The sequence below is a fragment of the Isoptericola sp. NPDC019693 genome (assembly GCF_044389085.1).
Taxonomy (GTDB): Bacteria; Actinomycetota; Actinomycetes; order Actinomycetales; family Cellulomonadaceae; genus Isoptericola.
On sequence record NZ_JBIRXP010000007.1, the window covers coordinates 117,644 to 138,207 of the forward strand.

At 74.0% G+C, this 20,564-nt stretch carries 20 protein-coding genes; 9 read left to right on the forward strand and 11 right to left on the reverse strand.

Features of this window, described 5'->3' with window-relative positions; all coding sequences use genetic code 11:
• Positions 1 to 80: 80 nt before the first annotated feature.
• Complete coding sequence (locus ACH436_RS18955) at positions 81 to 935, reverse strand: aldo/keto reductase (RefSeq protein ID WP_430561757.1); 855 nt, start codon at positions 933 to 935, stop codon at positions 81 to 83.
• Positions 936 to 1,215: 280 nt separating this feature from the next.
• On the opposite strand from ACH436_RS18955, the gene ACH436_RS18960 reads away from it, so the two are divergent.
• Complete coding sequence (locus tag ACH436_RS18960) at positions 1,216 to 1,419, forward strand: transcription antiterminator/RNA stability regulator CspE (protein ID WP_079576569.1); 204 nt, start codon at positions 1,216 to 1,218, stop codon at positions 1,417 to 1,419.
• Positions 1,420 to 1,550: 131 nt separating this feature from the next.
• The gene (locus tag ACH436_RS18965; RefSeq protein ID WP_430561758.1) at positions 1,551 to 2,327 is read left to right on the forward strand and encodes a hypothetical protein; all 777 of its coding nucleotides are present in this window, start codon (positions 1,551 to 1,553) and stop codon (positions 2,325 to 2,327) included.
• On the opposite strand, the gene ACH436_RS18970 is transcribed toward ACH436_RS18965, so the two are convergent.
• Both ACH436_RS18970 and ACH436_RS18975 read right to left on the reverse strand, forming a co-directional pair.
• Positions 2,324 to 6,040, reverse strand: coding sequence for a TM0106 family RecB-like putative nuclease (locus tag ACH436_RS18970; RefSeq protein ID WP_430561759.1), 3,717 nt, complete (start codon positions 6,038 to 6,040; stop codon positions 2,324 to 2,326). The two genes, ACH436_RS18965 and ACH436_RS18970, sit on opposite strands and share 4 nt — an antisense overlap.
• A gap of 44 nt (positions 6,041 to 6,084) precedes the next feature.
• Positions 6,085 to 7,320, reverse strand: coding sequence for a hypothetical protein (locus ACH436_RS18975; RefSeq protein WP_430561760.1), 1,236 nt, complete (start codon positions 7,318 to 7,320; stop codon positions 6,085 to 6,087).
• Between the two features lie 86 nt (positions 7,321 to 7,406).
• Between ACH436_RS18975 and ACH436_RS18980 the strand changes: the two genes are divergently transcribed.
• The 3 genes from ACH436_RS18980 (at position 7,407) to ACH436_RS18990 (ending at position 10,406) form a co-directional block, all read left to right on the forward strand.
• A complete protein-coding gene (locus ACH436_RS18980; RefSeq protein ID WP_430561761.1) occupies positions 7,407 to 8,099 on the forward strand; it encodes a GntR family transcriptional regulator in 693 nt (230 codons plus the stop codon).
• Entirely contained in the window at positions 8,096 to 9,286 is a 1,191-nt protein-coding gene (locus ACH436_RS18985) for an MFS transporter (RefSeq protein WP_430561762.1), read from the forward strand. Before ACH436_RS18980 ends, ACH436_RS18985 begins: the two co-directional genes overlap by 4 nt.
• A 106-nt stretch (positions 9,287 to 9,392) precedes the next feature.
• A complete protein-coding gene (locus ACH436_RS18990) occupies positions 9,393 to 10,406 on the forward strand; it encodes an excalibur calcium-binding domain-containing protein (RefSeq protein ID WP_430561763.1) in 1,014 nt (337 codons plus the stop codon).
• Positions 10,407 to 10,425: 19 nt separating this feature from the next.
• Here ACH436_RS18990 and ACH436_RS18995 read toward each other — a convergent pair whose 3' ends face one another.
• Both ACH436_RS18995 and ACH436_RS19000 read right to left on the reverse strand, forming a co-directional pair.
• Positions 10,426 to 11,205, reverse strand: a complete 780-nt coding sequence (locus ACH436_RS18995) for a hypothetical protein (protein ID WP_430561764.1) — start codon at positions 11,203 to 11,205, stop codon at positions 10,426 to 10,428.
• Positions 11,202 to 11,735 carry an RNA polymerase sigma factor gene (locus tag ACH436_RS19000; protein WP_430561765.1) on the reverse strand — a complete coding sequence of 178 codons (534 nt, stop codon included), beginning with the start codon at positions 11,733 to 11,735 and terminating at the stop codon, positions 11,202 to 11,204. The genes ACH436_RS18995 and ACH436_RS19000 overlap by 4 nt, the downstream gene beginning before the upstream one ends.
• A gap of 121 nt (positions 11,736 to 11,856) precedes the next feature.
• On the opposite strand from ACH436_RS19000, the gene ACH436_RS19005 reads away from it, so the two are divergent.
• Both ACH436_RS19005 and ACH436_RS19010 read left to right on the forward strand, forming a co-directional pair.
• Positions 11,857 to 12,600, forward strand: a complete 744-nt coding sequence (locus ACH436_RS19005) for a hypothetical protein (protein ID WP_430561766.1) — start codon at positions 11,857 to 11,859, stop codon at positions 12,598 to 12,600.
• A gap of 27 nt (positions 12,601 to 12,627) precedes the next feature.
• A complete protein-coding gene (locus tag ACH436_RS19010) occupies positions 12,628 to 13,056 on the forward strand; it encodes a hypothetical protein (RefSeq protein ID WP_430561767.1) in 429 nt (142 codons plus the stop codon).
• 15 nt (positions 13,057 to 13,071) lie between these two features.
• On the opposite strand, the gene ACH436_RS19015 is transcribed toward ACH436_RS19010, so the two are convergent.
• Genes ACH436_RS19015 through ACH436_RS19025 form a run of 3 tightly spaced genes read right to left on the reverse strand, consistent with a single transcriptional unit; the run spans position 13,072 to position 15,786 of the window.
• Complete coding sequence (locus ACH436_RS19015; RefSeq protein WP_430561768.1) at positions 13,072 to 13,887, reverse strand: amino acid ABC transporter ATP-binding protein; 816 nt, start codon at positions 13,885 to 13,887, stop codon at positions 13,072 to 13,074.
• Positions 13,884 to 14,840, reverse strand: coding sequence for an amino acid ABC transporter permease (locus ACH436_RS19020; RefSeq protein ID WP_430561846.1), 957 nt, complete (start codon positions 14,838 to 14,840; stop codon positions 13,884 to 13,886). Before ACH436_RS19020 ends, ACH436_RS19015 begins: the two co-directional genes overlap by 4 nt.
• 16 nt (positions 14,841 to 14,856) lie before the next feature.
• Positions 14,857 to 15,786, reverse strand: coding sequence for an ABC transporter substrate-binding protein (locus ACH436_RS19025; RefSeq protein ID WP_430561769.1), 930 nt, complete (start codon positions 15,784 to 15,786; stop codon positions 14,857 to 14,859).
• A gap of 275 nt (positions 15,787 to 16,061) precedes the next feature.
• Between ACH436_RS19025 and ACH436_RS19030 the strand changes: the two genes are divergently transcribed.
• Positions 16,062 to 16,787, forward strand: coding sequence for an EamA family transporter (locus ACH436_RS19030; RefSeq protein WP_430561770.1), 726 nt, complete (start codon positions 16,062 to 16,064; stop codon positions 16,785 to 16,787).
• A 52-nt stretch (positions 16,788 to 16,839) separates the two neighbouring features.
• Positions 16,840 to 17,265, forward strand: coding sequence for a hypothetical protein (locus ACH436_RS19035; protein ID WP_430561771.1), 426 nt, complete (start codon positions 16,840 to 16,842; stop codon positions 17,263 to 17,265).
• 107 nt (positions 17,266 to 17,372) lie between these two features.
• On the opposite strand, the gene ACH436_RS19040 is transcribed toward ACH436_RS19035, so the two are convergent.
• The 3 genes from ACH436_RS19040 to ACH436_RS19050 form a co-directional block, all read right to left on the reverse strand.
• Positions 17,373 to 17,540, reverse strand: a complete 168-nt coding sequence (locus tag ACH436_RS19040; RefSeq protein ID WP_430561772.1) for a methionine/alanine import family NSS transporter small subunit — start codon at positions 17,538 to 17,540, stop codon at positions 17,373 to 17,375.
• Positions 17,537 to 19,120, reverse strand: a complete 1,584-nt coding sequence (locus ACH436_RS19045; protein ID WP_430561773.1) for a sodium-dependent transporter — start codon at positions 19,118 to 19,120, stop codon at positions 17,537 to 17,539. The genes ACH436_RS19040 and ACH436_RS19045 overlap by 4 nt, the downstream gene beginning before the upstream one ends.
• 112 nt (positions 19,121 to 19,232) lie before the next feature.
• Positions 19,233 to 20,510 (reverse strand): FAD-binding protein, encoded by a 1,278-nt coding sequence (locus ACH436_RS19050; protein ID WP_430561774.1) that lies wholly within the window; start codon positions 20,508 to 20,510, stop codon positions 19,233 to 19,235.
• Between the last annotated feature and the right edge of the window lie 54 nt (positions 20,511 to 20,564).

Below are 20,564 nucleotides of genomic sequence, written 5' to 3' on the forward strand. Positions count from 1 at the left end.
CGACGTGTCGCGCGGGTCACTCCCTGCAGATCGTGACGAACCTGTTACCTAGGTCACACTCGGGCCCCCGGGCCACCGCCTCAGGCGCGGAACTGCGTGAACGACGCGGTGGCCGGGTCCGCCCCCGTGCGCCCGTCCGTCCCGGCCTCCAGGGCGTCGATCGAAGCCACCTGCTCGGCCGACAGCTCGAAGGAGAAGACGTCCAGGTTCGTGGCCTGCCGCTCCGCCGACAGCGACTTGGGGATGACGATCCGCCCCTGCTGCACCGCCCACCGCAGCACCACCTGCGCGGGCGTGACGCCGAGCTCCGTCGCCGCGGCGACGACTGCCGGGGCGTCCAGGTCGGCCCCGCGACCGAGCGGCGAGTACGCCTCCACCGCGATGCCGAGCTCGCGGCAGCGCTGCTGCAGCGCGACCTGCTGGAAGGTGGGGTGCACCTCGACCTGGTTCACGGCGGGCACGACGTCGGTCTCCGAGACGAGGCGGTCGAGGTGCTCCACCAGGAAGTTCGACACGCCGATCGCCCGCACCGCCCCGTCGGCGAGCAGCTTCTCGAACGCGCGCCACGTCTCCACGTACAGGTCCTTGCTCGGCACCGGCCAGTGGACCAGGTAGAGGTCCACCTGGTCGACGCCGAGCGCGCGGCGGGAGTCGTCGAAGGCACGCAACGCCTGTTCGTACCCCTGGTCGCCGTTGCGGAGCTTGGTCGTGACGAAGACGTCCTCGCGCGGCAGCCCGGACGCGCGCAGCGCGGCGCCGACGCCGGCCTCGTTGTAGTAGCCGGCGGCGGTGTCGACGTGCCGGTAGCCGAGCTCGAGCGCCTGCTCGACGTTGGCCTGGGTGCCGTCGTCGGGCACCTGGAAGACGCCGAGGCCGACCTGGGGGATCTCGATGCCGCCGGACAGGGGCAGGGAAGGGACGGAGGAAGAGGTCATGAGTCCTTTGTATCGGCTGCCGCCGACCCTGCGTCCATCGGCGTGACCACCCTGTGGACAGGCTGTGCGGCAACACTGGTGCCCGTGCTCGCGCTCGCGTACCGTTGTGCCCGTTGCAGTGCCTCGCTCGATCCGGACGGTCCCCGTCCGCGCCACGGCGATCGCGTCGGAAGGAACGACGCGGTCACCCGGCGGACCTTGGTCTCAAGAGTTGACGACGATTCACCGTGATGCGCGATCTCGACGGTCGAGGTCGTCGACACCTCTTGAAGGAGTAAGCATGGCCACCGGAACCGTGAAGTGGTTCAACAGCGAGAAGGGCTACGGCTTCATCGCCCCCGAGGACGGCTCGGCCGACGTGTTCGTCCACTTCTCCGCCATCCAGTCCCAGGGCTACCGGTCCCTGGACGAGGAGCAGCGCGTGGAGTTCGACGTCACGCAGGGCCCGAAGGGCCCGCAGGCGGAGAACGTCCGCCCGCTCTGATCTCACCTCCTGGTCGGCTGACGCCGGCCGTGTGAGACACCAGTGAGTCGCACGGCCCGCACCCCGTTCGTCGGGGTGCGGGCCGTTGCCGTTCCCGGGAACGGACGCGTTCCGGCGGTCGTTGCACCATCATGGGATTCCTCGACCGACTTCTCGGCAGAACGCCCGACGAGCGCACGTACCACGGCGTGCCCGGCCGGCCCGACGACGCCCGGCCGCACACCGGTGAGGCCCCGGGCAAGCACGGCTACGCGCCGCACCCCGGCGCACAGCCTGCCGGCCGACCCGGTGACGGCTCCGGCACCGCACAGCGCAACCCGGACGAGGTGGCCGTCGAGCGCTACCGCTACCTGCTGCGCACCGCGCCGCCGGACGCCGTCGAGCAGGCGCACACCGAGGCGTTCGCCCGCCTGACGCCCGAGCAGCGGCGCCTGGTGCTCGAGGAGGTCGGTGCGGGCCTCCCCGCGAGCGAGCGGGCCACGTCCGACGACCCGCAGTCCCTGGCCCGCATGGCCACCCGCGCCGAGATGCGCAACCCCGGCACCCTGGAGCAGTCGTTCCGCGGGCAGGGCGGTCCCGGTGCGCCGGGTCGCGGCCCGGGCTTCGGGTCCATGGTGGGCTCCAGTCTGCTCGGCACCGTCGCGGGCGTGGTCATCGGCTCCGCCGTGGCGAACGCGCTCTTCGGTCCGGCGTTCGGCGACCCGTCGCAGGACTTCGCCGGCGACGCCGGGGCCGAGGGCGGCGACGCGGGCTCCGACGCCGGAGGCGATGCCGGGGCGGAGGCCGGCGGCGACGCCGGGTACACCGAGGCCGCCGGCGCGGACCCCGGCTTCGACGGTGGCGGCGACACGGGCGGGTTCGGCGACTTCGGCGGGGACTTCGGGGGCGGCGACTTCGGCGGCTTCTAGACCGCCCGTGCGCACAGCCCGAGGAAGGCTCCGAGGCGCCCGAGCCCCTCGGGGCTGTGCGGGAGGTAGTCGGTGAGCTCGGGAGAGCGCACGACGATCGCGCACCACTGCGCGCGCGAGACCGCCACGTTGATGCGGTGCCGGGACAGCAGGAACCCGGTGCCGCGCGGGACGTCGAGGGGCGACGAGGCGGCGAGGGTGACGATCGCGACGGGCGCCTCTGTGCCCTGGAACCGGTCGACCGTCCCCACCCGCACGCCCCCGAGGCCGGCGTCGTCGAGCGCGCGCCGCACCGCCCACACCTGGGCGTTGTACGCGGCGAGCACGACGACGTCGGCCGGCGCCAGCGGCCGCGGCGCCTGCCCGCCGCCGGGGGACCAGTCCCGCCCGACGACGGCGGCGGCCTGCCGCACCACCTCCTGCGCCTCCTCGGGCGAGGCGACACCGCGGCCCTCGTGCCGCACGGGCACGTGGTGCACGCCCGGGGCGACGCCGTCGAGCCGGCGGGCGGCCGCCGACTCGTGGGCCCGCAGCCGACCCTCGTACGCGAGCTGCGACACGGCCTCGCACAGCGCCGGGTGCATCCGCCAGGAGCGCGCCAGGAAGTAGCCGAGCCCCGGCGGCAGCACGTCGCGCCCGTCGGCAAGCCAGCCGAGGGCCGACCGGTCCACCGGCTCCGGGTGGCGCCCGCGGCTGACCTGCGGGAGCTGCTGCGGGTCGCCGAGGAGGAGCAGGCGGCTGGCCGACCGTGCGACCGCGATCGTGGACGCGAGCGAGAACTGGCCGGCCTCGTCGACGACCAGCAGGTCGAGGTCGTCGTCCGGCCAGCGGCCCGGGTGGGCGAAGTCCCAGGCGGTGCCGCCGACGACGCCGGGGCCGCGGCGGGAGAACTCGGCCAGCTCGTCTCCGGACAGCTCCGCGCACACGCCGCTCGACGACGACGCGTGCGCCGGCCCGTCCGTCGGCCGCTTCCGGGCCACGAGGTCCGCGGGGACGCCCGCCTTCTCGACCACGGCCCGCAGCATGTTCTCCACCGCGGCGTGCGACTGGGCGACCACCCCGACCCGCCACCCCTCGGACACCAGCGCGGCGATCACGTGCGAGCCGACGTGCGTCTTGCCGGTGCCGGGCGGGCCCTGCACGGCGAGGTACGACCGGTCGAGGTCGCGCGTGGCGGCGAGGACCGCGCCGGTGAAGTCGTCGCCGACGACGTCGGGCAGCGGGCCACCCGTCGCCAGGCGCGGGGGGCGGCGACGCAGCAGGTCGGCGGCGGGGCCGTCCGGCAGCGTGCGGTCGGCGTCCCACCGGGTCAGCGACCGCCGCGCCACGTCCTCGAGCGCCTGCTCCTGCGGGTCGGCGCGCGGCCCGCTGGACGGGGTGAGGGCCATCGGGAGCGCGTCGAAGGTCTCCGCCCCGACGCGCACCTGCTCACGCAGCAGCAGGACGTCCCGCTCCCCCGCCTCCGTGGCCCGGCGGACGGCGTCGACGATGGTCGCGCCGCCGTGGAACCCGCGCACGGCGTTCGCGGGGACGGTCACCGCGGCGGGCGCGGGGTCGTCGTAGAGGACGAACGGCACCGCGCCGACGCCGAGCTCCGACCCCTCCGAGAGCCGGCCGACCAGCTCCAGCACCCGTGCGGGCGCACGCCGCCCGTCCTCCACGAGCCAGTCCTGGACGACGGTCGCGCGTTCCACGTGAAACGTGTTCCGGCGCCCCTGCCACTCGTCCGGCGGCAGCTCGAGCCGCGAGTAGTGCTCGTGCCAGAACGGCTTGCTCTCCCGGCGCCAGTAGCCGAGGGACGCGCCGACCATCGCGAGCGCCTGCGCCTCGTCGTCGCGGGCGCCACGGTCCTCGCCGACCCGCCCGCGCACCTCGGCCTCCAGCGCCAGCCGCCGCTCGCGCGCCTCACGGGCCGCCGTCTGCCGCGGCGTCTCCTCGGGCGGCGCGGCGCCGTCACCCTCGGCAGGGGCGGCGACGCCCGGCGCCACCGCGGCCGGGACGCCCTCGCGCGCGTCGACGACGTCGGCGGCGGACCGCAGCCAGTCGAGCAGGCGGAGGGTGGAGACGCAGTCGTACCGGTTGTAGTCGGCGATGTCGCGCAGCAGCGCGGCGGCCTCCTCGTCGCGGCCCGCGTCGCGCAGGGCCGTGTACTCGGCGTACGCGACGATGGACGCGGCCGCGGTGGTGACGTCGCCGGACCGCAGCTCGTCGCCCATGTACAGCGGCTCGAGCTTCTTGATCGACTTGGAGCGGTCCGAGATCCGCAGCGACGAGCGCACCACGGCGTAGAGGTCCACGAGCACGCCGTCGCGCAGCAGCTGGTCCACCTCCTCCTCGTAGACGCCGTGGCGGGCGGCGATGGACAACAGGTGCACCCGCTCGTACGACGCGTAGTGGTACACGTGCAGGTCCGGGTACCTCCGGCGCCGCTCGGTGAGGTAGTCGACGAAGTCGACGAGGGCCTGCCGCTCCTGGGCCAGGTCATGGGCCCAGAACGCGCGGAACGGCGGCGCCTCCCCCGCGGCGCCGGGCCGCTCCACCAGCCCGAACAGGTAGTCGATCCCGGTCTGCTGCCCCCACTGCTCGCCCTGCGGGTCGGACCACAGCGGGTCGCCCTCGAAGTCGAATAAGACGTCGCCCGGGCTGGGCGGCGGGAGCCGGCGGACGGCGGACGTGTCGGGGAGCTGCCAGCGGATGACGGCCCGCTCGCCGTGGTCGTCGTAGGCCACCTCGCCGGCCCGCTCGCCCGTGCCGAGCTGCAGCCGCGCCTGGTCGCGCACGCGCTCGAAGCTGCGGGCCGGCATGCCCGCGGGCGGCTCCTCCGCCTTCGCGAGCTCGTCGATGGTCGTGATGCCGCCCGCGAGGAGGCGGGCGCGCTGCTGCTCGTAGACGCCGCCCACCAGCAGCACGTCACGGTGCTCCGCCGCCTGCTCGGCACAGGCCGGGCATCGGCCGCAGGCGGTGAACCGCTCGTCGCCCCACGCGAGCGGCCCGTCGTCGGCGCGGTGCGCGGCCACGATCTCCCGCAGCCGGTCCCGGCGCTGCCGGAACACCGGCAGCAGCTCGGCGAGCCGGTGCGAGCTGGTGACGCGGGTGCCGAGCACCAGGTGCACGTCGTCGGTCGGGTCGACGTGCGCGGCGGCGAGCTGGTCGGCGTACGCCGCGAGCTGCAGCAGGGCGGTCACCTTGGCCCGCCGCGCCAGCTTGGTGTCGACGACGGCGTAGCGCGGCGGCGCGGCGGCGGCGTGCTCCCCCGGGCGCCCCGGCCCGACGTCGGGGTCGCCCAGCGGGTCGCGCACGAGGAAGTCGGCCCGGCCGTGGAGCTCGCCGTCGAAGAAGGACGCCTGCGCGACGACGTCGGCGCCCCCCTCGACCGCCGCGAGGGTCGCGCCGTGCGCCGCCACCAGCGCGTCCCGCGTGAGGCGGGCCGGCGCCACGATCTCGACCACGCCGCCCGGGCCGCCCTCCGAGCGCCCGTAGCGGGCCACGTACTCGTCGAGCACCCGGCGCTCGTGCGCGGCACCCAGCGCCGCCGCCCGCTCGAGCATCACGTCGGCCTCCTGGTCGGCGCGCGGCACCCGGCCGAGCAGCTCGTCGAGGCGGCGCAGCAGGCGGAACTCGCACTCGGCGGCCACGACCAGGTCGCTCACGGAGTGCACGACGGCGGGCTCGCAGGCGCCGTCGGTGGTGCGGTCCGCGTCCAGGAGGAACATGCCCCCGGTCTACCAGCGGCGACCGACACCGCCGGCCGGGACGGCTACGCTGCCCACTCGCGGTCGAGGCGGAACCGTCTGATCACCACCACGGACAACCCGAGGTAGAACGGGAGCAGCAACGCGCACACGCCGGTGAAGATCCAGTCCCCCACGCTGACGCCCTCCTGGTCCCCGGCGGCGCCGTCCGTCGCGAGCACACCGACCGAGAAGGCCGTCAGGGCAAGGAACACGAGCGTGACGACCAGCACGGCCACGACGCCGGTCAGGCGCCACCCACGGGGTGGGTCGGGAACGAACTCCGCCGACAGGGCGAAGTCCCAGGTCGCGCGCCACCACGACGCCGGCTCGACCCGGTCGAGCGGGGGCGCCTCGGGTCGAGCATCGAGGACGGCCACCGCCTCGCCGGGCAAACCCAGGGCCGCGACCAGCGCGTCGAGCGGGTCACGATCTCCGTCGAGGACGGCGACCAGGTCGCGGAGCGCCTCGGGGTCGTCGACGTCGCCCACCGCCGCGGCGAGGCCCTGGACGCCGGCGGCCCGCGCCTCGAGGTCGGAGCCACCGGGAACCCACCAGCCGGTGCCCCAGGTCGCCTCGGTGCGCTCGAACCTCCTGACGGTCGACGCCCCGCACGCGTCGCCCGTGCCCCGCCACAGGCCGAGCGTGACCGACGTGCGCGACGATCCCTCTGCCAGCCCGATCATCAGGTGGTCGGCGTCGAGCGGGTCCTTTGTGCGCAGCACCGTCCAGCGGCCGTCCAGCTCGGTGACATCGACGGGGCCGAGCTCTCGCGCCGCCACCCGTGCCGCGAGCCGCGCGTCCGCGGGGTCGCCACGGTGCACGACGACGGCCCGACGTACCGACGCGGCGACGAGATCCGGGAGGTCGAACTCGACGTCGAGGGCCTCCACGAGCTGCTGATCGGCGATCGCGAGATCGAGCCGCTCCTGCAGGCCGTCCGGGTGCTTCGGCTGGCCGAGAACTCGGCACAGCGCCTGGGTGGCCGCAAGTACCTCGGCGTCCGTCGCCGGTACCTCCGACCAGTCCCACACGCGCGAGGTCCCGTCGACGGCGACGCGCAGCCACGTTCGGTCGCCGCGCTCCTCGTCGAAACTCTCGTCCACGGCGAGGAGGGTGCCCAGGGACTCGAGCGGGCCGAGCGTCTCGCACCACACCGCGGTCAGGCCCGACGCCGAAGTCGGGCCCACCTCGTCGAGGCCGTCGCTGCCGGGGAGGCCCACGATGTCGGCCTGGGACGCCCGCACGATCGCCAGCAGCATGTGGGCAGCGTAGACGCCTGCCGGGAGACCCCGTGCCATCTGGACGGTCTTGCATGCAAGATGGATGCAAGCGTAAGTTGCCCCGGGTGACCGTCCCCACGACACCCCGGCCGACCCCACAGACGCCACAGAACCCGACCCCGCCGACGACGCCGCTCAGCGCCGCCGAGCGCGCGTACCAGCACACCAAGGCGAGGATCCTCTCGGGCGAGGCGGCCGGCGGCGTGCTGCTCTCCGAGGGCGACGTCGCGGCGGAGCTCGGCATCAGCCGCACGCCCGTGCACGAGGCCTTCCTGCGCCTCGACGCCGAGCGGCTGCTCGCCGTCGCGCCACGGCGCGGCGCCGCCGTCGTGCCGATGGCGCCCGACGAGGCGCGGGACGTGCTCGAGATGCGGGAGGCGGTCGAGCGCTCCACCGCCCGGCGCGCGCTGGCGCACGGGCGCCCCGGGGCCGCCGTCCTCGACGAGCTGCGCGCCCACCTGGACGCGCAGCGGCTCGCGGCCGCGGCGGACGACGTCGAGGCGTTCGTGGTCGCCGACTCGGCGTTCCACGGCGTGCTCGTCCGGGCGTCGAGGAACCAGACGGCCGTCCAGTTCATGGGGCTGCTGCGCGACCGGCAGCTGCGGCTCATGTTCCAGCACCTGCGCGTCGGGGCGGACGAGGTCGGCGCAGCGCTCGCCGAGCACGAGGAGATGCTCGCCGCCGTCGAGCGGGGGGACGCCGACGCCTACTGCGACCTGCTGCACGACCACGTCCGCCGGCACCGGGGGATCCTGTGAGGCGGCCGTGGCTCGGCGCGTTCGCCGCGCTGTTCGTCTCCTCCTGGGCGGGCAACCAGTTCACGCCCGTGCTGCTCATGTACGAGGAGGTGCAGGGCTACGGCGACGCCACCGTGAACGCGTTCCTCGGTGTGTACGTGCTCGGCCTGGCGCCCGCGCTGCTCGTCGCCGGGACGCTGTCCGACCGGTACGGCCGCCGCCCGGTGATGCTCGCGGGCACGGCGATCGGCATGGCCGCCAGCGCGGTGCTGGCGTTCGGCGCGCTCGGCCCGCTCCCCATCTACGTGGGGCGGCTGCTCGCGGGCATCACGGTCGGGACGGCGACGTCGGTCGGGACGAGCTGGATCAAGGAGCTCTCGCAGGTCCCGTACGACCGCCGGGCGGACGCCGGCTCGGGCGCCCGGCGCGCGTCGCTCGCGTTCACGCTCGGGTCGGGCGTGGGCGCGCTCGTCGCGGGCGGCCTCGCGCAGTGGGGCCCGTGGCCGGAGGTGCTGCCGTTCGTGGTGCACCTGGTCGTCACCGCGCCCTTCCTGCTGGTCGTGCTGCGCACCCCGGAGTCGTGCGCGTTCGGCGGTGCCGACGGGCCCTGGTGGCACGGGCTGCGGGTGCCCCCGGCGGGGCACCGGCGGTTCACGCGGGTGGTGGCCGTGGTGGCGCCGTGGATCTTCGTCGTCGCGGCGCTCACCTACGGGTACGCACCGGTGCTGCTGCGCGAGCAGACGCAGGGCTTCGGGGTGGCGTACGCCACGCTGCTCACCGTGGTCGCGCTCGGCGTCGCCGCCGTGGTGCAGCCCGCGGCCAAGCGGCTCGACGCGGTCGACTCCGCGCGCGGGCTCGCGGTCGCCGCCGGGACTCTCACGCTCGCGGTGGCCTGCGTCGGGCTGGTGGTCGCGTCGGGCTCGCCGTGGTGGGGCGTCGGCGCCGCCGTCGTGGGCGGAGCGGGCATGGGGATCGGCCTGTCCTCGGGGCTCCTGGAGGTGCAGCGCATCGCCGGGCCGCGCCATCTCGCCGGCCTCACGGGCGTCTTCTACGCCGTCGCGTACGTCGGCTTCCTCACCCCCGCGGTGATGGCGGCGATCACCCCGCCGTTCACGACGGCGCAGCTCTTCGCCGTCCTCGTGGCGCTCGGCGCGGTGTCCACGGGGGTCGTCGTCGCGCACTACCGCAAGCACCTCCCCGGAGCCTGACGCACGGCTGGCGCACGACGGGCGCACGGCTGACGGATGGCGGGCGCATGGACCGGAACGGGCGGTTTCCGACATAGTGGGGGCCGCTCGACGACGGAGGAGTGTCATGGCTGTGCGTTTCAACCCGCCCCCGGGGTGGCAGGTACCCCCGGGGTTCCGCCCCGACGCGGGGTGGGTTCCCGACCCTGCGTGGCCGCCCGCGCCCCAGGGCTGGGAGTACTGGGTGGACGACGCCGCGCGCCCGGCCCGGCCCGAGACCCCGGTCGAGTCGACCACGGTCATGGCGCCCGTGCCCGCGGCCGTCACGTACGCCCCGGCCGCCGCGACCGCCGTCGCGAGCATGCCTCCCCAGCCTCCGCCGCCCCCGTCACCCGCGCCGCCGACGTCGACGTACTCCGCACCCGTCGGGACGCTCTCCGCACCTCCTCCCCCGCCGCCCGCAGCGATTCCCGCCGCCGCACCGCGGAGCCCGCTCGGCGCGGACGAGGACCGCGGGACGGTCGCGACCGTGTCCGCGGCGCTGCGCACGGTCGGCGACCGGATCCGTACCAGCAGCGGCCGTCGCGCGGCGCGGCTGGCCGCGGACGAGAGCGCCGACGCCGCGGCGGCACGCACCCGTGCAGGGGCCCGCGGGAAGAGCAGGCGCGGTGGCCCGCTCGTCGCCGGCGTCGCGGTCGCCTGCCTGGCCCTCGGGTGCATCCTCGGCGTCTCCATCTCGATGGTGCGCAGCTCCGACGCCGCGCAGGCCCTGGTGGACGCCGACCGCATGGAGGCCGCGGCCGCGCAGGCCCAGGCCGAGGTGGACGCGGCCCGTGAGGACCTCAGCGCCCAGCGGGCCACCCTCCAGGAGCGGGAGGAGGCGCTGAAGGAGCGCGAGAAGGCCGCGGACGCCGCGGAGACCGAGCTCGCGAGCCAGAAGAAGGCGTTCGAGGACCAGCAGGCGCAGGAGGACGCGGCGGCCCAGCAGCAGCAACAGCAGCAGCAGGACAGCGCCTGGTTCTACTGGGACTGCAACGCCGCCCGCCAGGCCGGCGCCGCGCCGATCCAGAACGGCCAGCCCGCCTACCGCGGCGCCCTCGACCCGAACGGCAACGGGATCGCCTGCGAGGAGGGCGAGTAGCGGGCCGGGACGCCGGTCCTCACCGGCCGACCGCGACCTCCGCCGTCGCGCCGTCCGTGAACGTGACCTCCGCCGTCGGGCGGAGGGCCGCCTCGCCCGGCGCCCAGACGGCCCACCAGCCGTCCTGGACGGTCGCCTCGACGCGCTCGCCGGAGGTGGTGGTGAGCGCGAAGGACGCGACGTCCTCCCCGGCGCGCCCGAAGGCCGACGTGAGCGCACCGTCGCCCGTGTCGCCCTCGGACCACGACGCGGTGCCGGACTGCACCGTCGTGACGTCGCGCGGGCCGGGCGCGGCCGGCGCCGAGCCGAGCACCGCGTCGCCGCCGACGACGTCGGTGGCGCCGGACGCCCGGGTCGTGACCAGGCACTCGCCGGTCGCGGCCTCCCCCGTGAGCAGCACGTACGTGTAGTCGCCGCGCTGCTCGGCCAGGACCGGGCTGATCGGCACCTCCGCGACCTGCGGGCCGTCGGCGCCCTCGACGATGTCGTGCGCCACCCGGTCGCACGCCGCGGCACGGGTCTGCACCTCGGCCGGCGTCAGGCCGGTGGGGACGGCGGACCACGACGCGTACGCCGCCTGCGTGGACGGCCACCACACCGTCGCGACCCCGGCCACCGCGACCACGGCGGCGGCCGCGGCACCCGCCAGGACGCCCGCGCGCCCCGAGCGGCGGATCGGGGTGGCCCGCCGTGCCGTGCCGAGGATCGCCTGCAGCGCCTCGTCGTCGGGGCGGCCCGGGGCGCGCAGGTCCCGGGCGGGATCGAGGTCGGCGAGCTCCGCCATCATGGGGGACTTCATCGCGACTCCTGGAGGTTGCGCAGCACCGTGGCCGTGTCGGCCTTCAGCCCTGAGTAGGCGAGCAGCCGCTTGCGGGCCCGGGTCAGCCGGACGGAGAACGTGGACGGCCGGATGCCGAGGACCCGGGCGCCCTCGACCGCGGTGAGCCCGTCCCACGCGACCAGGGCGATGACCTCCCGGTCCGCGTCCGACAGCATCTCCCAGGCCCGGCGCAGGTCGGTCCGGTCGGCGGCGAGGTCGTCGGTGCCCTCCTTGCCGCCCTGCGGCTCCCGCTCGAGGCGGACGCCCAGCGCCCGCCAGCGCCCGTGCGTGCGCAGGTGCGTCGCGAGCACGTTGCGGGCGACGCCGAGCAGCCACGGCTTCGGGTCGTCCGGCACGTCGGCGAGACGCCGCCAGGCGACCAGGAACGTCTCCGACACCACGTCGTCCACCAGGCCCGCCTCCACCCGACGCGCCACGAAGCGTGTGACCACCTCGTGCTGCTCCACCCACATCTGCGTCAGCAGCTCCCGGGCGTCGGCGTCGTCCACGATGAAACCTTTCCGTCCTACCACTGGAGTTGCCGCCAACCCCCCGAGTGCTACACCGTAGTCACCGCGAGAGTCGACGACGACGCCGGAACCGCGCGCCGGAGCCCAACCGAGGAGCGACATGAGCCGAGGCAGGACCGTCAGGAAGACCATCGCCACAGGCCTGGGCACCGCCGCACTCGCGCTGGGGGTGGTCCTCGCCGCGACCGCGCCGTCCCAGGCAGCCACGGACCCCGAGAATCTCCCCGGCGTCCCCGCCCCGGGCAGCCCCGCGAGCGAGTGGGAGGCGTGGGCCGCGCAGGAGCGCGCCGCCGCCGAGGCGACCGACTGGAAGGCCGACTCCGCGGCCCGCGGCTGCACGCTCGAGGACGTCACGATCTCCGAGGAGGTCGACCGCGACTACAACCTCGCGATGGGCGCCCCCGCGGACCTGTCCACCCACCGCGTCGACCTGCTCGAGGACTGCAACGACGCGACGACCGTCGCCGAGGACGGCGCCACCGCCTCGCGCACCGCGACGGCCGGGGCGAGCACGCTGGCGCTGCCGTCCGGCAACCGGTGCGCGTCCACGTCCGGCCCGGGCACCATGTGCCTGTCGAAGAGCAGCGGCCGCGTCTATGCGTCGTGGCAGTACCGCGGGTCCGGCTCGGTGTCCGGCTTCCTGCGCGTCTACCGCGTCTCGTCCGGCGCCAGTGGCTGCCCCACCGGCACCACGTGGCTGACCGGCGCCGGCAGCACGTGGTCCAGCGGCGACACCCGCACCATCTCCAAGACGCGCACGACGGCCGGCGGCTACTCCGCCCACATCTGGAAGAAGGTCACCATCGGCCACACCGACTGGGGCGGTGTCTGCTCGGTGCTGTGACGGTCGGCCGACGACGAGAGGCGCCCGATGACGAGCGACCGGCTGGGAGTGGCGATCTTCGTCGTGTGGACCGTGGTGCTGGTCGCCGTCCCCGTCGTGACGATCGTCCTCGCCGTCCGCCGTCGGCGGCACGTCGGCGCAGGGCTCGTCACGGTCACCGTGCTGGCCTTCGCCGTGCTCGGCGTGGGCTGGTGGCTGGTGCTCGCCCCGGTCGTGATCGACGGCACCACCTGCATGTCGGGGCTGGCCACGGCCGGGCTGCTCGACGACAGCCTCGACATGACCGAGTGGGCGATCCCGCCCGCGGAGCGCACGGCGTGCCGCGACCTCGCCCGGCAGATCGTGGTCGGGTGGTCGGCGGCGGCGCTCACCGCCCTGGCGGCCTGGCTCGTCGCCGTCGCCGGTGCGCCGCGCGCGGCGACCACGTCGCGCGAGGTGGACGCGCCGGCCGCGTGACGGCGCGGCGCCCCGTCAGAGCACGTGGGCCAGGAACTCCCGCAGCCGCGGCTCGGACGGGTTGTCCAGCACGTCGGCGGGGGCGCCCTCCTCCACGATGACGCCGTCGTCCATGAAGACGACGTGGTCGGCGACCTCACGGGCGAACCCGATCTCGTGCGTCACGACGATCATGGTCATGCCGGAGCGCGCCAGGTCCTGCATGACGGCGAGCACCTCACCGACGAGCTCCGGGTCGAGCGCCGAGGTGGGCTCGTCGAACAGCATGAGCTCGGGGTCCATCGCGAGCGCCCGCGCGATCGCGACGCGCTGCTGCTGACCGCCGGACAGCTGCGCCGGGTAGAACTCCGCCCGCTCGGCGAGCCCCACCCGGTCAAGCAACTCGAGGCCCCTGCGGCGGGCCTCCGCCTTGGACAGCCCGCGCACCTGGACGGGCGCCTCCATGACGTTCTCCAGCGCCGTCATGTGGGGGAACAGGTGGAAGCGCTGGAAGACCATCCCGATTCGGGAGCGCTGCGCCGCGATCACCTTGGGGTGCAGACGGTGCAGCACGCCCTTGGCGTCGCGGCGGTAACCCATGAGGTCGCCGTCGACGTGGATGGAGCCGGAGGTGATCTCCTCGAGCTCGTTGACGCAGCGCAGCAGCGTGGACTTGCCGGAGCCGGACGGGCCCAGCACCACGGTCACGGAGCCGCGCGGGACGTCGAGGGAGACGCCCTTGAGCACGTGCACGGCGTCGTGCCCGCGGCCGAACACCTTGTGCACGTCGCGGACCTCGACCATGGTCTCGGCGGACTCGGCAGGCGCGGAGGCCGCGGCCGACGCGATCATGGGGTCACCTCCAGGAAGGGGTCGTCCTTGGTGGTGCCGGACGCGCCGATGAGGTCCTGCTTGCGGGGCTTGCGACCGACCCGGGGGCCACGACCGCCGCGACCACCACGGCCGGTGCGGCCGCCGTCGAACCCGCGGCCGTAGTACCGCTCCAGGTAGTGCTGGCCGATCATCAGCACCGACGTGATGAGCAGGTACCAGAGCGCGGCCACGATGAGCAGCGGGATCGGCTGGAAGATGCGGCTGCCGATCTGGTTGGTGGCGTACGTGAGCTCGAGCGTGAACGGGATCGCCAGCACCAGCGACGTCGTCTTGAGCATCGAGATGGTCTCGTTGCCCGTGGGCGGCACGATGACGCGCATCGCCTGGGGCAGCACGATGCGGCGCAGGATCTTGCCGTCCTTCATCCCGAGCGCCTTCGCGGCCTCGGTCTGCCCGGGGTCCACCGACGACAGGCCGGCGCGGACGATCTCCGCCAGGTACGCGGACTCGTTGAACGCGAGGCCGATCAAGGCCGCCCAGAACGCGGTGATCACGTCCTGGGTGGTGAACGTCCAGAACTCGGGCCCGAACGGGATGCCGAGGGAGAGCCGCGGGTACAGCACCGACAGCAGGCCCCAGAACACGAGCTGCGTGTAGATGGGGGTGCCGCGGAAGAACCAGATCCAGAACCACGACACCGACCGCATCACGGGGTTGTCGCTGCGCCGCATCACCGCCAGCAGCACGGCCAGCACGACGGCGATGGCCATCGAGCCGAACGTGAGGACGAGCGTCCAGCCCACGCCGCGCACGACGACGACGTCGCGCAGGTAGAGCCAGACGGTGTCCCAGCGGAAGTTGGGGTTGGTGACGAGCGCGTTGACGGCCATCGCCACGAGGACGAGGACGACCACGGCCGACACCCACCTGCCCGGCCGGGGCACCGGCCGGGCGTGCAGGGGTTCGGGCATCTGGTCGGTCACGGCATCAGCCTGCCGGGTTCAGCTCGGCCGTGTCGAGCACGGCCGCGCCGGAGCCCCAGGTGTCGGCGACCTGGGCGAGCACACCGTCGTCCATGAGCTTCTGCAGCCCGGCCTGCACGGCCTTCGCGAGCTCGGCGTCGTCCTTCGCGACGGCGACGCCGTACGGCGCGGCGTCGGTGATCTCGCCCAGCGCCTCGACGGCGCCGTCCGTCTGCTCGGCGGCGTAGGCGATGATCGGCGAGTCCGCGGACATGGCCTGCAGCTTGCCGCCGGCGAGGTTGGTGGTGACGTCGGACTGGGAGTCGTACGGCAGCACGTCGATCGCCTCCTTGCCGGCGTCGGTGCACTCCGTGCTCATCGCGGTCAGGTCGTCCTGCTGGATGGTGCCGGTCTGCACGCCCACGGTGACGCCGCACAGGTCGTCGGGCGACACGCCGTCCGGGTTGCCCGTCGCGACGGCGAGCTGCGTGCCCGCGGTGAAGTAGCTGACCATGTCGACGGTCTCGAGGCGCTCGGGCGTCACCGAGAACGCCGACATGCCGACCTCGTACTTCGTGCCGATCGCCGGGATGATCGAGTCGAAGCCCGCGTTCTCCACCTGGAGCTCCAGGCCCATCGTCTTCGCGAGGGCCGTGGCGATGTCGATGTCGAGGCCCACCGGCGTCTTGCCGTCCGCGTCGAGGAACTCCACCGGGGCGTACTGGAGGTTCGAGCCCACCGTCAGCACGCCGTCCTCGGCCACGGAGGCGGGGACCAGGTCGGCGACGGCGTCGTCCTGCTGGATGGCGTCGAGGTCGACGGCCGCGGCCGTGCTGTCGCCGGACGCGCCCGGCGTCGAGCCGGTCTCCTGCGAGGCCGTGGTGCAGCCGGTGAGGGCGAGGGCGGCGACGGCCGAGGTGACGACGGTCGCCGCGAGGGTGTGGCGGGTGCGCATGGTGGGCTCCGGGAGTCGTGCGAGGGGTCGATGCATGAGTATGCAGCCCGAGGAATTATTCTCCAAACCGGCTGGTGGCCGGGACGTCCCCGCACCAGTGTGCGCCGCCGAGTACCGTCGTGGCCGATGTCGCCCGCCTCGCTCGCCCTCGTCCTCGTCGCGGCCGTGCTGCACGCGGTGTGGAACGTGGCCGCCAAGCGGGTGGACGGGGACTCGCGCGTCTTCGTGTGGCTGTACGGCACGGCCTCGGCCGTGCTGTGGGTACCCGTCGGCTGGTGGTCCTGGCGCGCGAGGGCTGGCCCGACCTCGGCCCGCTGGTCCTGGCCGGGGCCGTCTCGGGCGTGCTGCACAACCTGTACGGCGTGGCGCTCAACACCGGGTACGCGCGCGCCGACCTGGGGATCGTCTACCCGACGGCGCGGGGCACCGGGCCGCTGCTCACCATGCTCGTCGCGCTCGTCGCCCTCGGGGAGCAGGCGGACGCCGTCCACGTGGCGGGCGGGCTCGTGGTGATCGCGGGCGTCGCGGTGGTCGCCAGCTCCGGGGCGCACGGCATCGACGCCTCGCGCGGCCTCGTCGGCGTGCGCTGGGGGCTCGCGACCGGCGCCACCATCGCCGCGTACACGCTCTGGGACGGCTACGCCGTCACGAGCCTCGCCCTCGCCCCCGTGGCCTACTACGCATGCACCGCTGTGTGGCAGTCGCTCACGCTGGCGCCCGTCCTGCGCGACCGGGACCGGCGCGCGGAGGCCGTGCGGATGAGCCGGCGGCACGCGCGGGAGATCGCGCTCGTGGCCGTGCTGTCGCCGCTGGGATACATCCTCGTGCTGGTCGCGATGCAGACGACGCCCGTCGCGCTCGTGGCCCCGGCCCGCGAGTCGAGCATCGTCATCGGCACGCTGCTGGCCTGGTGGCTGTTCAAGGAGCCCCGCCCGGCCGTGAAGATCGTCGGTTCGCTCGTCGTGCTGGCGGGCATCGGGCTCCTGGCCGTCCCCGTCTGACGTCGCATCCCCTCGACGTGCCGCGCGTGCCGCCCGGACCTACGCTCCGAGCATGATCAGGTTCCTGCTCCGCACGGCCGTGTTCCTGCTGGCAGCGGCGGTGGGCGTGCTCGTCGCCGCGTGGATCTTCGCCGCCTTCGACCTGGAGACGTTCTCCATCACCTGGTCCGAGCCGCTGGGCTTCGTGCTCACGATCGTGATCTTCGCCGTCGTCCAGGCGATCATCTCGCCGTTCCTCACCAAGGTGGCCCGCAACAACGCGCCCGCCCTCGTCGGCGGCGTCGGCCTGCTCTCGACGTTCGTCGCGCTCCTGATCGCCGTGATCTTCACCGACGGGCTCGACGTCGGCGGCGTCGCCGGCTGGATCGTCGGCCCCGTCATCGTGTGGCTGGCGGGGATGCTCGCCGCGTTCCTCCTGCCGCTCTTCCTGCTCAAGGAGGGCGTGGAGAAGGTCCGCGAGAACCGCGACGACGAGTAGCGCCGAGGTAGTTCGCATCTCGCCGAGGTAGTTCGCAGGGCGGCCCAACCAGTGCGGGCCGCCCTGTGAACTACCTCAGCGAGTCTCGAACTACCTCGGCATGGAGGTCAGGTGTCGCGCTCGGTGATGGCGTCGTCCGCGCGGTGGTCGTCGTCCCCGCCGGGCGGGAAGTCGGCCCGCTCGGGGCGGGCGCGCAGGGCGAGGATGCTGACCAGCAGGCCGCCCCAGACGACCGCCAGCGACAGCACCATGAGCAGGATCGCGTCGGTGTTCATCGGGACGCCCCCTTCGTCGTCGAGGCCGTGACCGGCGGGTAGGCGGGCCAGGCGACGAAGTCGTCCGGGCTGCGCCGCCAGCGCGGCAGCGTCAGCAGGACGGCGCCGACGACGAGCACCACGAGCGTGCCCCACCCGGCGTACAGCAGGTAGGTCTCGTCGTAACCCTCGTACCCGTTCTGCACGAGGTCGACGATGCGCGAGACCAGCATGTACGCGAGCACCGCCGGCACGATCGCCCCGACGCAGACGTACCACCAGCGCCCCACCTGCACCGTGGACACGGCGTTCATGTGGTAGCGCAGCTCCGGGCTGGTGCGCAGCAGCCACACGAGGAACACGCACATGAGCACCGCGGAGGCCACGATGCCGACCTGGTTCGACCAGTTGTCGATCGTGTCGAGGGCGATGAGCCCCGTCGTCGTCGAGAAGCCGACCACGGACAGGACGGCGGCGACGACGCCGATCCACAGCACGGCCTTGCGGCGCGTGAGGCCGAACTTCTCCTGGAAGCCGGCCGCGACCACCTGGAGGATCGAGATCAGCGACGTGAACCCGGCCATCGCCAGCGACCCGAAGAACAGCGCGCCGAACAGCTGGCCGGCCGGCATCTGCGAGACGACGGCGGGGAACGTCACGAACGACAGGATCGGCCCGGTGATGCCCTCGAGGTCGCCGACGCCGACGCCCTGCTCGTGCGCGAGGAAGCCGAGGGCGGCGAACACGCCGATGCCCGCCAGCATCTCGAAGCCCGAGTTGGAGAACGCCACGACCAGGCCCGGAGACGTGAGGTTCGCCTTGCGCTTCCGGTACGACGAGTACGTGATCATGATGCCGAACGCGACCGAGAGCGAGAAGAAGATCTGCCCGTAGGCGGCGATCCACACGTTCATGTCGCCCAGCGCGCTCCAGTCGGGCGTGAAGAAGGCGTTGAGGCCGTCGGTGGCGCCGTCCAGGAAGATCGCCCGCACCACGAGCACGGTGAACGCGATCACCAGCAGCGGCAGGAAGATCACGTTGGCCTTCTCGATGCCCTTCGCGACGCCGCCCACGAGCACGGCGATGGTCGCGACCCACACCAGCAGCAGCGGGATCAGCACCGCGGGCACGAAGTCGAGCGTGAACCACGCGCCGCCGTTCGCGGTGTCGGAGAGCTGCAGGTACTCGCCGGTGAAGAAGCCCGCGGTGTCGTCGCCCCACTTCAGCGTGAAGGAGTAGACGAAGAAGCTCAGCGCCCAGCCGATGATCGCCGCGTAGTAGATGGCGATGACGAAGCAGATCATCACCTGGAACCAGCCCAGGGTCTCGAGCCACTTCCGCACCCGGCGGAGCACGGTGGGCGGGCTGCCGCGGAAGCGGTGCCCCAGCGCGTAGTCGAGGAACAGGATCGGGATGCCCGCGGTCAGCAGCGCGATCACGTAGGGCACCAGGAAGGCGCCACCGCCGTTCTCGTACGCGACCCCGGGGAAGCGCCAGATGTTGCCGAGCCCGACGGCGGAGCCGATCGCGGACAGGATGAAGCCGACCTGCCCGGTGAACTGCTCCCGGGGAGGCGAGTGGTCAGTGGTCGTAGTGCTCACAGGCGTCGAACCTCCACGGTGAGCGTCGTCGCGTCAAACGTGTCTCACCGGACGATGCTGCCCGACGACGGCGGCCAGGGCCAGCCGCCCGGCGCGCCGCTCCTCGACGGCGTCAGCCGGCGAGGAGCCGTCCCACCAGCCCGCCGTGCAGCCGCCCGTCCGGGTCGAACCGCGCGGCCAGGTCGCGGAAGTCGTCGAACCGGGGGAACAGCGCCGCCGTCGTGCGCGCGTCGAGCGTGCTGACCTTGCCCCAGTGCGGCCGCGCCCCCAGCGGCACCAGCGCCTGCTCGACGGCGGGCAGCACGGCCCGCACGTCGTCCTCGCGCGGCAGCCACGTGAAGTGGAACCCGATCGACGGCTCGTCGAACGGGCTGAGCCACAGGTCGTCGGCCGCGACCGTGCGGATCTCGCTGGTCTGCAGCAGCGGCGCGACCGTCGGCCCGAGGCGACGCATCGCCTCGATCGCCGCGGCGGCGTTGCGGCGCGGCAGCAGGTACTCCGACTGCACCTCCTCGCCGGCCGACGGCGTGAACTCCAGCCGGAAGTGGCTCAGCCGCTCGTGCCACGGCCCGTCCACCCCGAGCTGCTCCGTGCACGCCGACGGGTCCACGCCCGGCAGCGGGTGCACCGGCACGTCCGCCCAGCGCAGGAAGTCGGGGCCGAGCCCGCGCACCTCCGGCCGGTCGGCGCGGGCCACGGACTTGAACCACACGTGCCGCACCGCCGGCTCGTCCCAGCTCGTGAAGGCGCTCACCGAGTACGCCGCGGAGGTGATCGCGTCGAAGCTCGCGACGAAGGTGTCCCACGGGACGTCCGCCGCGACGTCCTGCCGCACCACGTACGCCGGCACCGTGCGCAGCTCGACGCGGGTCACGACGCCCAGCGCACCGAGCGACACGACGGTGCCCGGGAAGACGCCGGGGTCGCCCACGCGGGTGATGCGCCGCAGCTCGCCGCCCGGGGTCATGATCTCCAGGCCCTCGACGGCGCTCGCCAGGCTCTGGTTCGTGTCGCCGGAGCCGTGGGTGGCCGTCGCGACGGCGCCGGCCACGGAGATGTGCGGCAGGGACGCGAGGTTGCCCAGCGCGCGGCCGGTCGCGTGCAGGGCGCGCGACACCTCGCCGTAGCGCAGGCCCGCGTTCACGGACACCACGTCGCCCTCGACGCCGCCCTCCGGCGTCAGCGGCTCCACGGCCGGCCGACCGTCGTCGAGCCCGTCCACCTGGACGTGCACGCCGTCCGTGTCGGCGACGTCGTTGAACGAGTGGCGCGAGCCCAGCGCGCGCACCTGGCCGCCGCCCGCGAGGACGTCGGCCAGCTCCTCCAGCGACGCGGGGCGCGCGACGGAGCGTGCGGAGTAGGTGAGGTTCCCGGCCCAGTTGTGATGCACGGGACCACCCTGCCACCTGGAGCCGCGCAGCGGCGGCCTCGTCCATGTCCGGCG

What these genes read in the sequence shown, in the direction of transcription:
- ACH436_RS18955 (WP_430561757.1), bottom strand. Translation starts at nt 935, where the DNA reads ATGACCTCTTCCTCCGTCCCTTCCCTGCCCCTGTCCGGCGGCATCGAG.
- ACH436_RS18960 (WP_079576569.1), top strand. Translation starts at nt 1,216, where the DNA reads ATGGCCACCGGAACCGTGAAGTGGTTCAACAGCGAGAAGGGCTACGGC.
- ACH436_RS18965 (WP_430561758.1), top strand. Translation starts at nt 1,551, where the DNA reads ATGGGATTCCTCGACCGACTTCTCGGCAGAACGCCCGACGAGCGCACG.
- ACH436_RS18970 (WP_430561759.1), bottom strand. Translation starts at nt 6,040, where the DNA reads ATGTTCCTCCTGGACGCGGACCGCACCACCGACGGCGCCTGCGAGCCC.
- ACH436_RS18975 (WP_430561760.1), bottom strand. Translation starts at nt 7,320, where the DNA reads ATGCTGCTGGCGATCGTGCGGGCGTCCCAGGCCGACATCGTGGGCCTC.
- ACH436_RS18990 (WP_430561763.1), top strand. Translation starts at nt 9,393, where the DNA reads ATGGCTGTGCGTTTCAACCCGCCCCCGGGGTGGCAGGTACCCCCGGGG.
- ACH436_RS18995 (WP_430561764.1), bottom strand. Translation starts at nt 11,205, where the DNA reads ATGAAGTCCCCCATGATGGCGGAGCTCGCCGACCTCGATCCCGCCCGG.
- ACH436_RS19005 (WP_430561766.1), top strand. Translation starts at nt 11,857, where the DNA reads ATGAGCCGAGGCAGGACCGTCAGGAAGACCATCGCCACAGGCCTGGGC.
- ACH436_RS19010 (WP_430561767.1), top strand. Translation starts at nt 12,628, where the DNA reads ATGACGAGCGACCGGCTGGGAGTGGCGATCTTCGTCGTGTGGACCGTG.
- ACH436_RS19015 (WP_430561768.1), bottom strand. Translation starts at nt 13,887, where the DNA reads ATGATCGCGTCGGCCGCGGCCTCCGCGCCTGCCGAGTCCGCCGAGACC.
- ACH436_RS19020 (WP_430561846.1), bottom strand. Translation starts at nt 14,840, where the DNA reads ATGCCCGAACCCCTGCACGCCCGGCCGGTGCCCCGGCCGGGCAGGTGG.
- ACH436_RS19025 (WP_430561769.1), bottom strand. Translation starts at nt 15,786, where the DNA reads ATGCGCACCCGCCACACCCTCGCGGCGACCGTCGTCACCTCGGCCGTC.
- ACH436_RS19035 (WP_430561771.1), top strand. Translation starts at nt 16,840, where the DNA reads ATGATCAGGTTCCTGCTCCGCACGGCCGTGTTCCTGCTGGCAGCGGCG.
- ACH436_RS19040 (WP_430561772.1), bottom strand. Translation starts at nt 17,540, where the DNA reads ATGAACACCGACGCGATCCTGCTCATGGTGCTGTCGCTGGCGGTCGTC.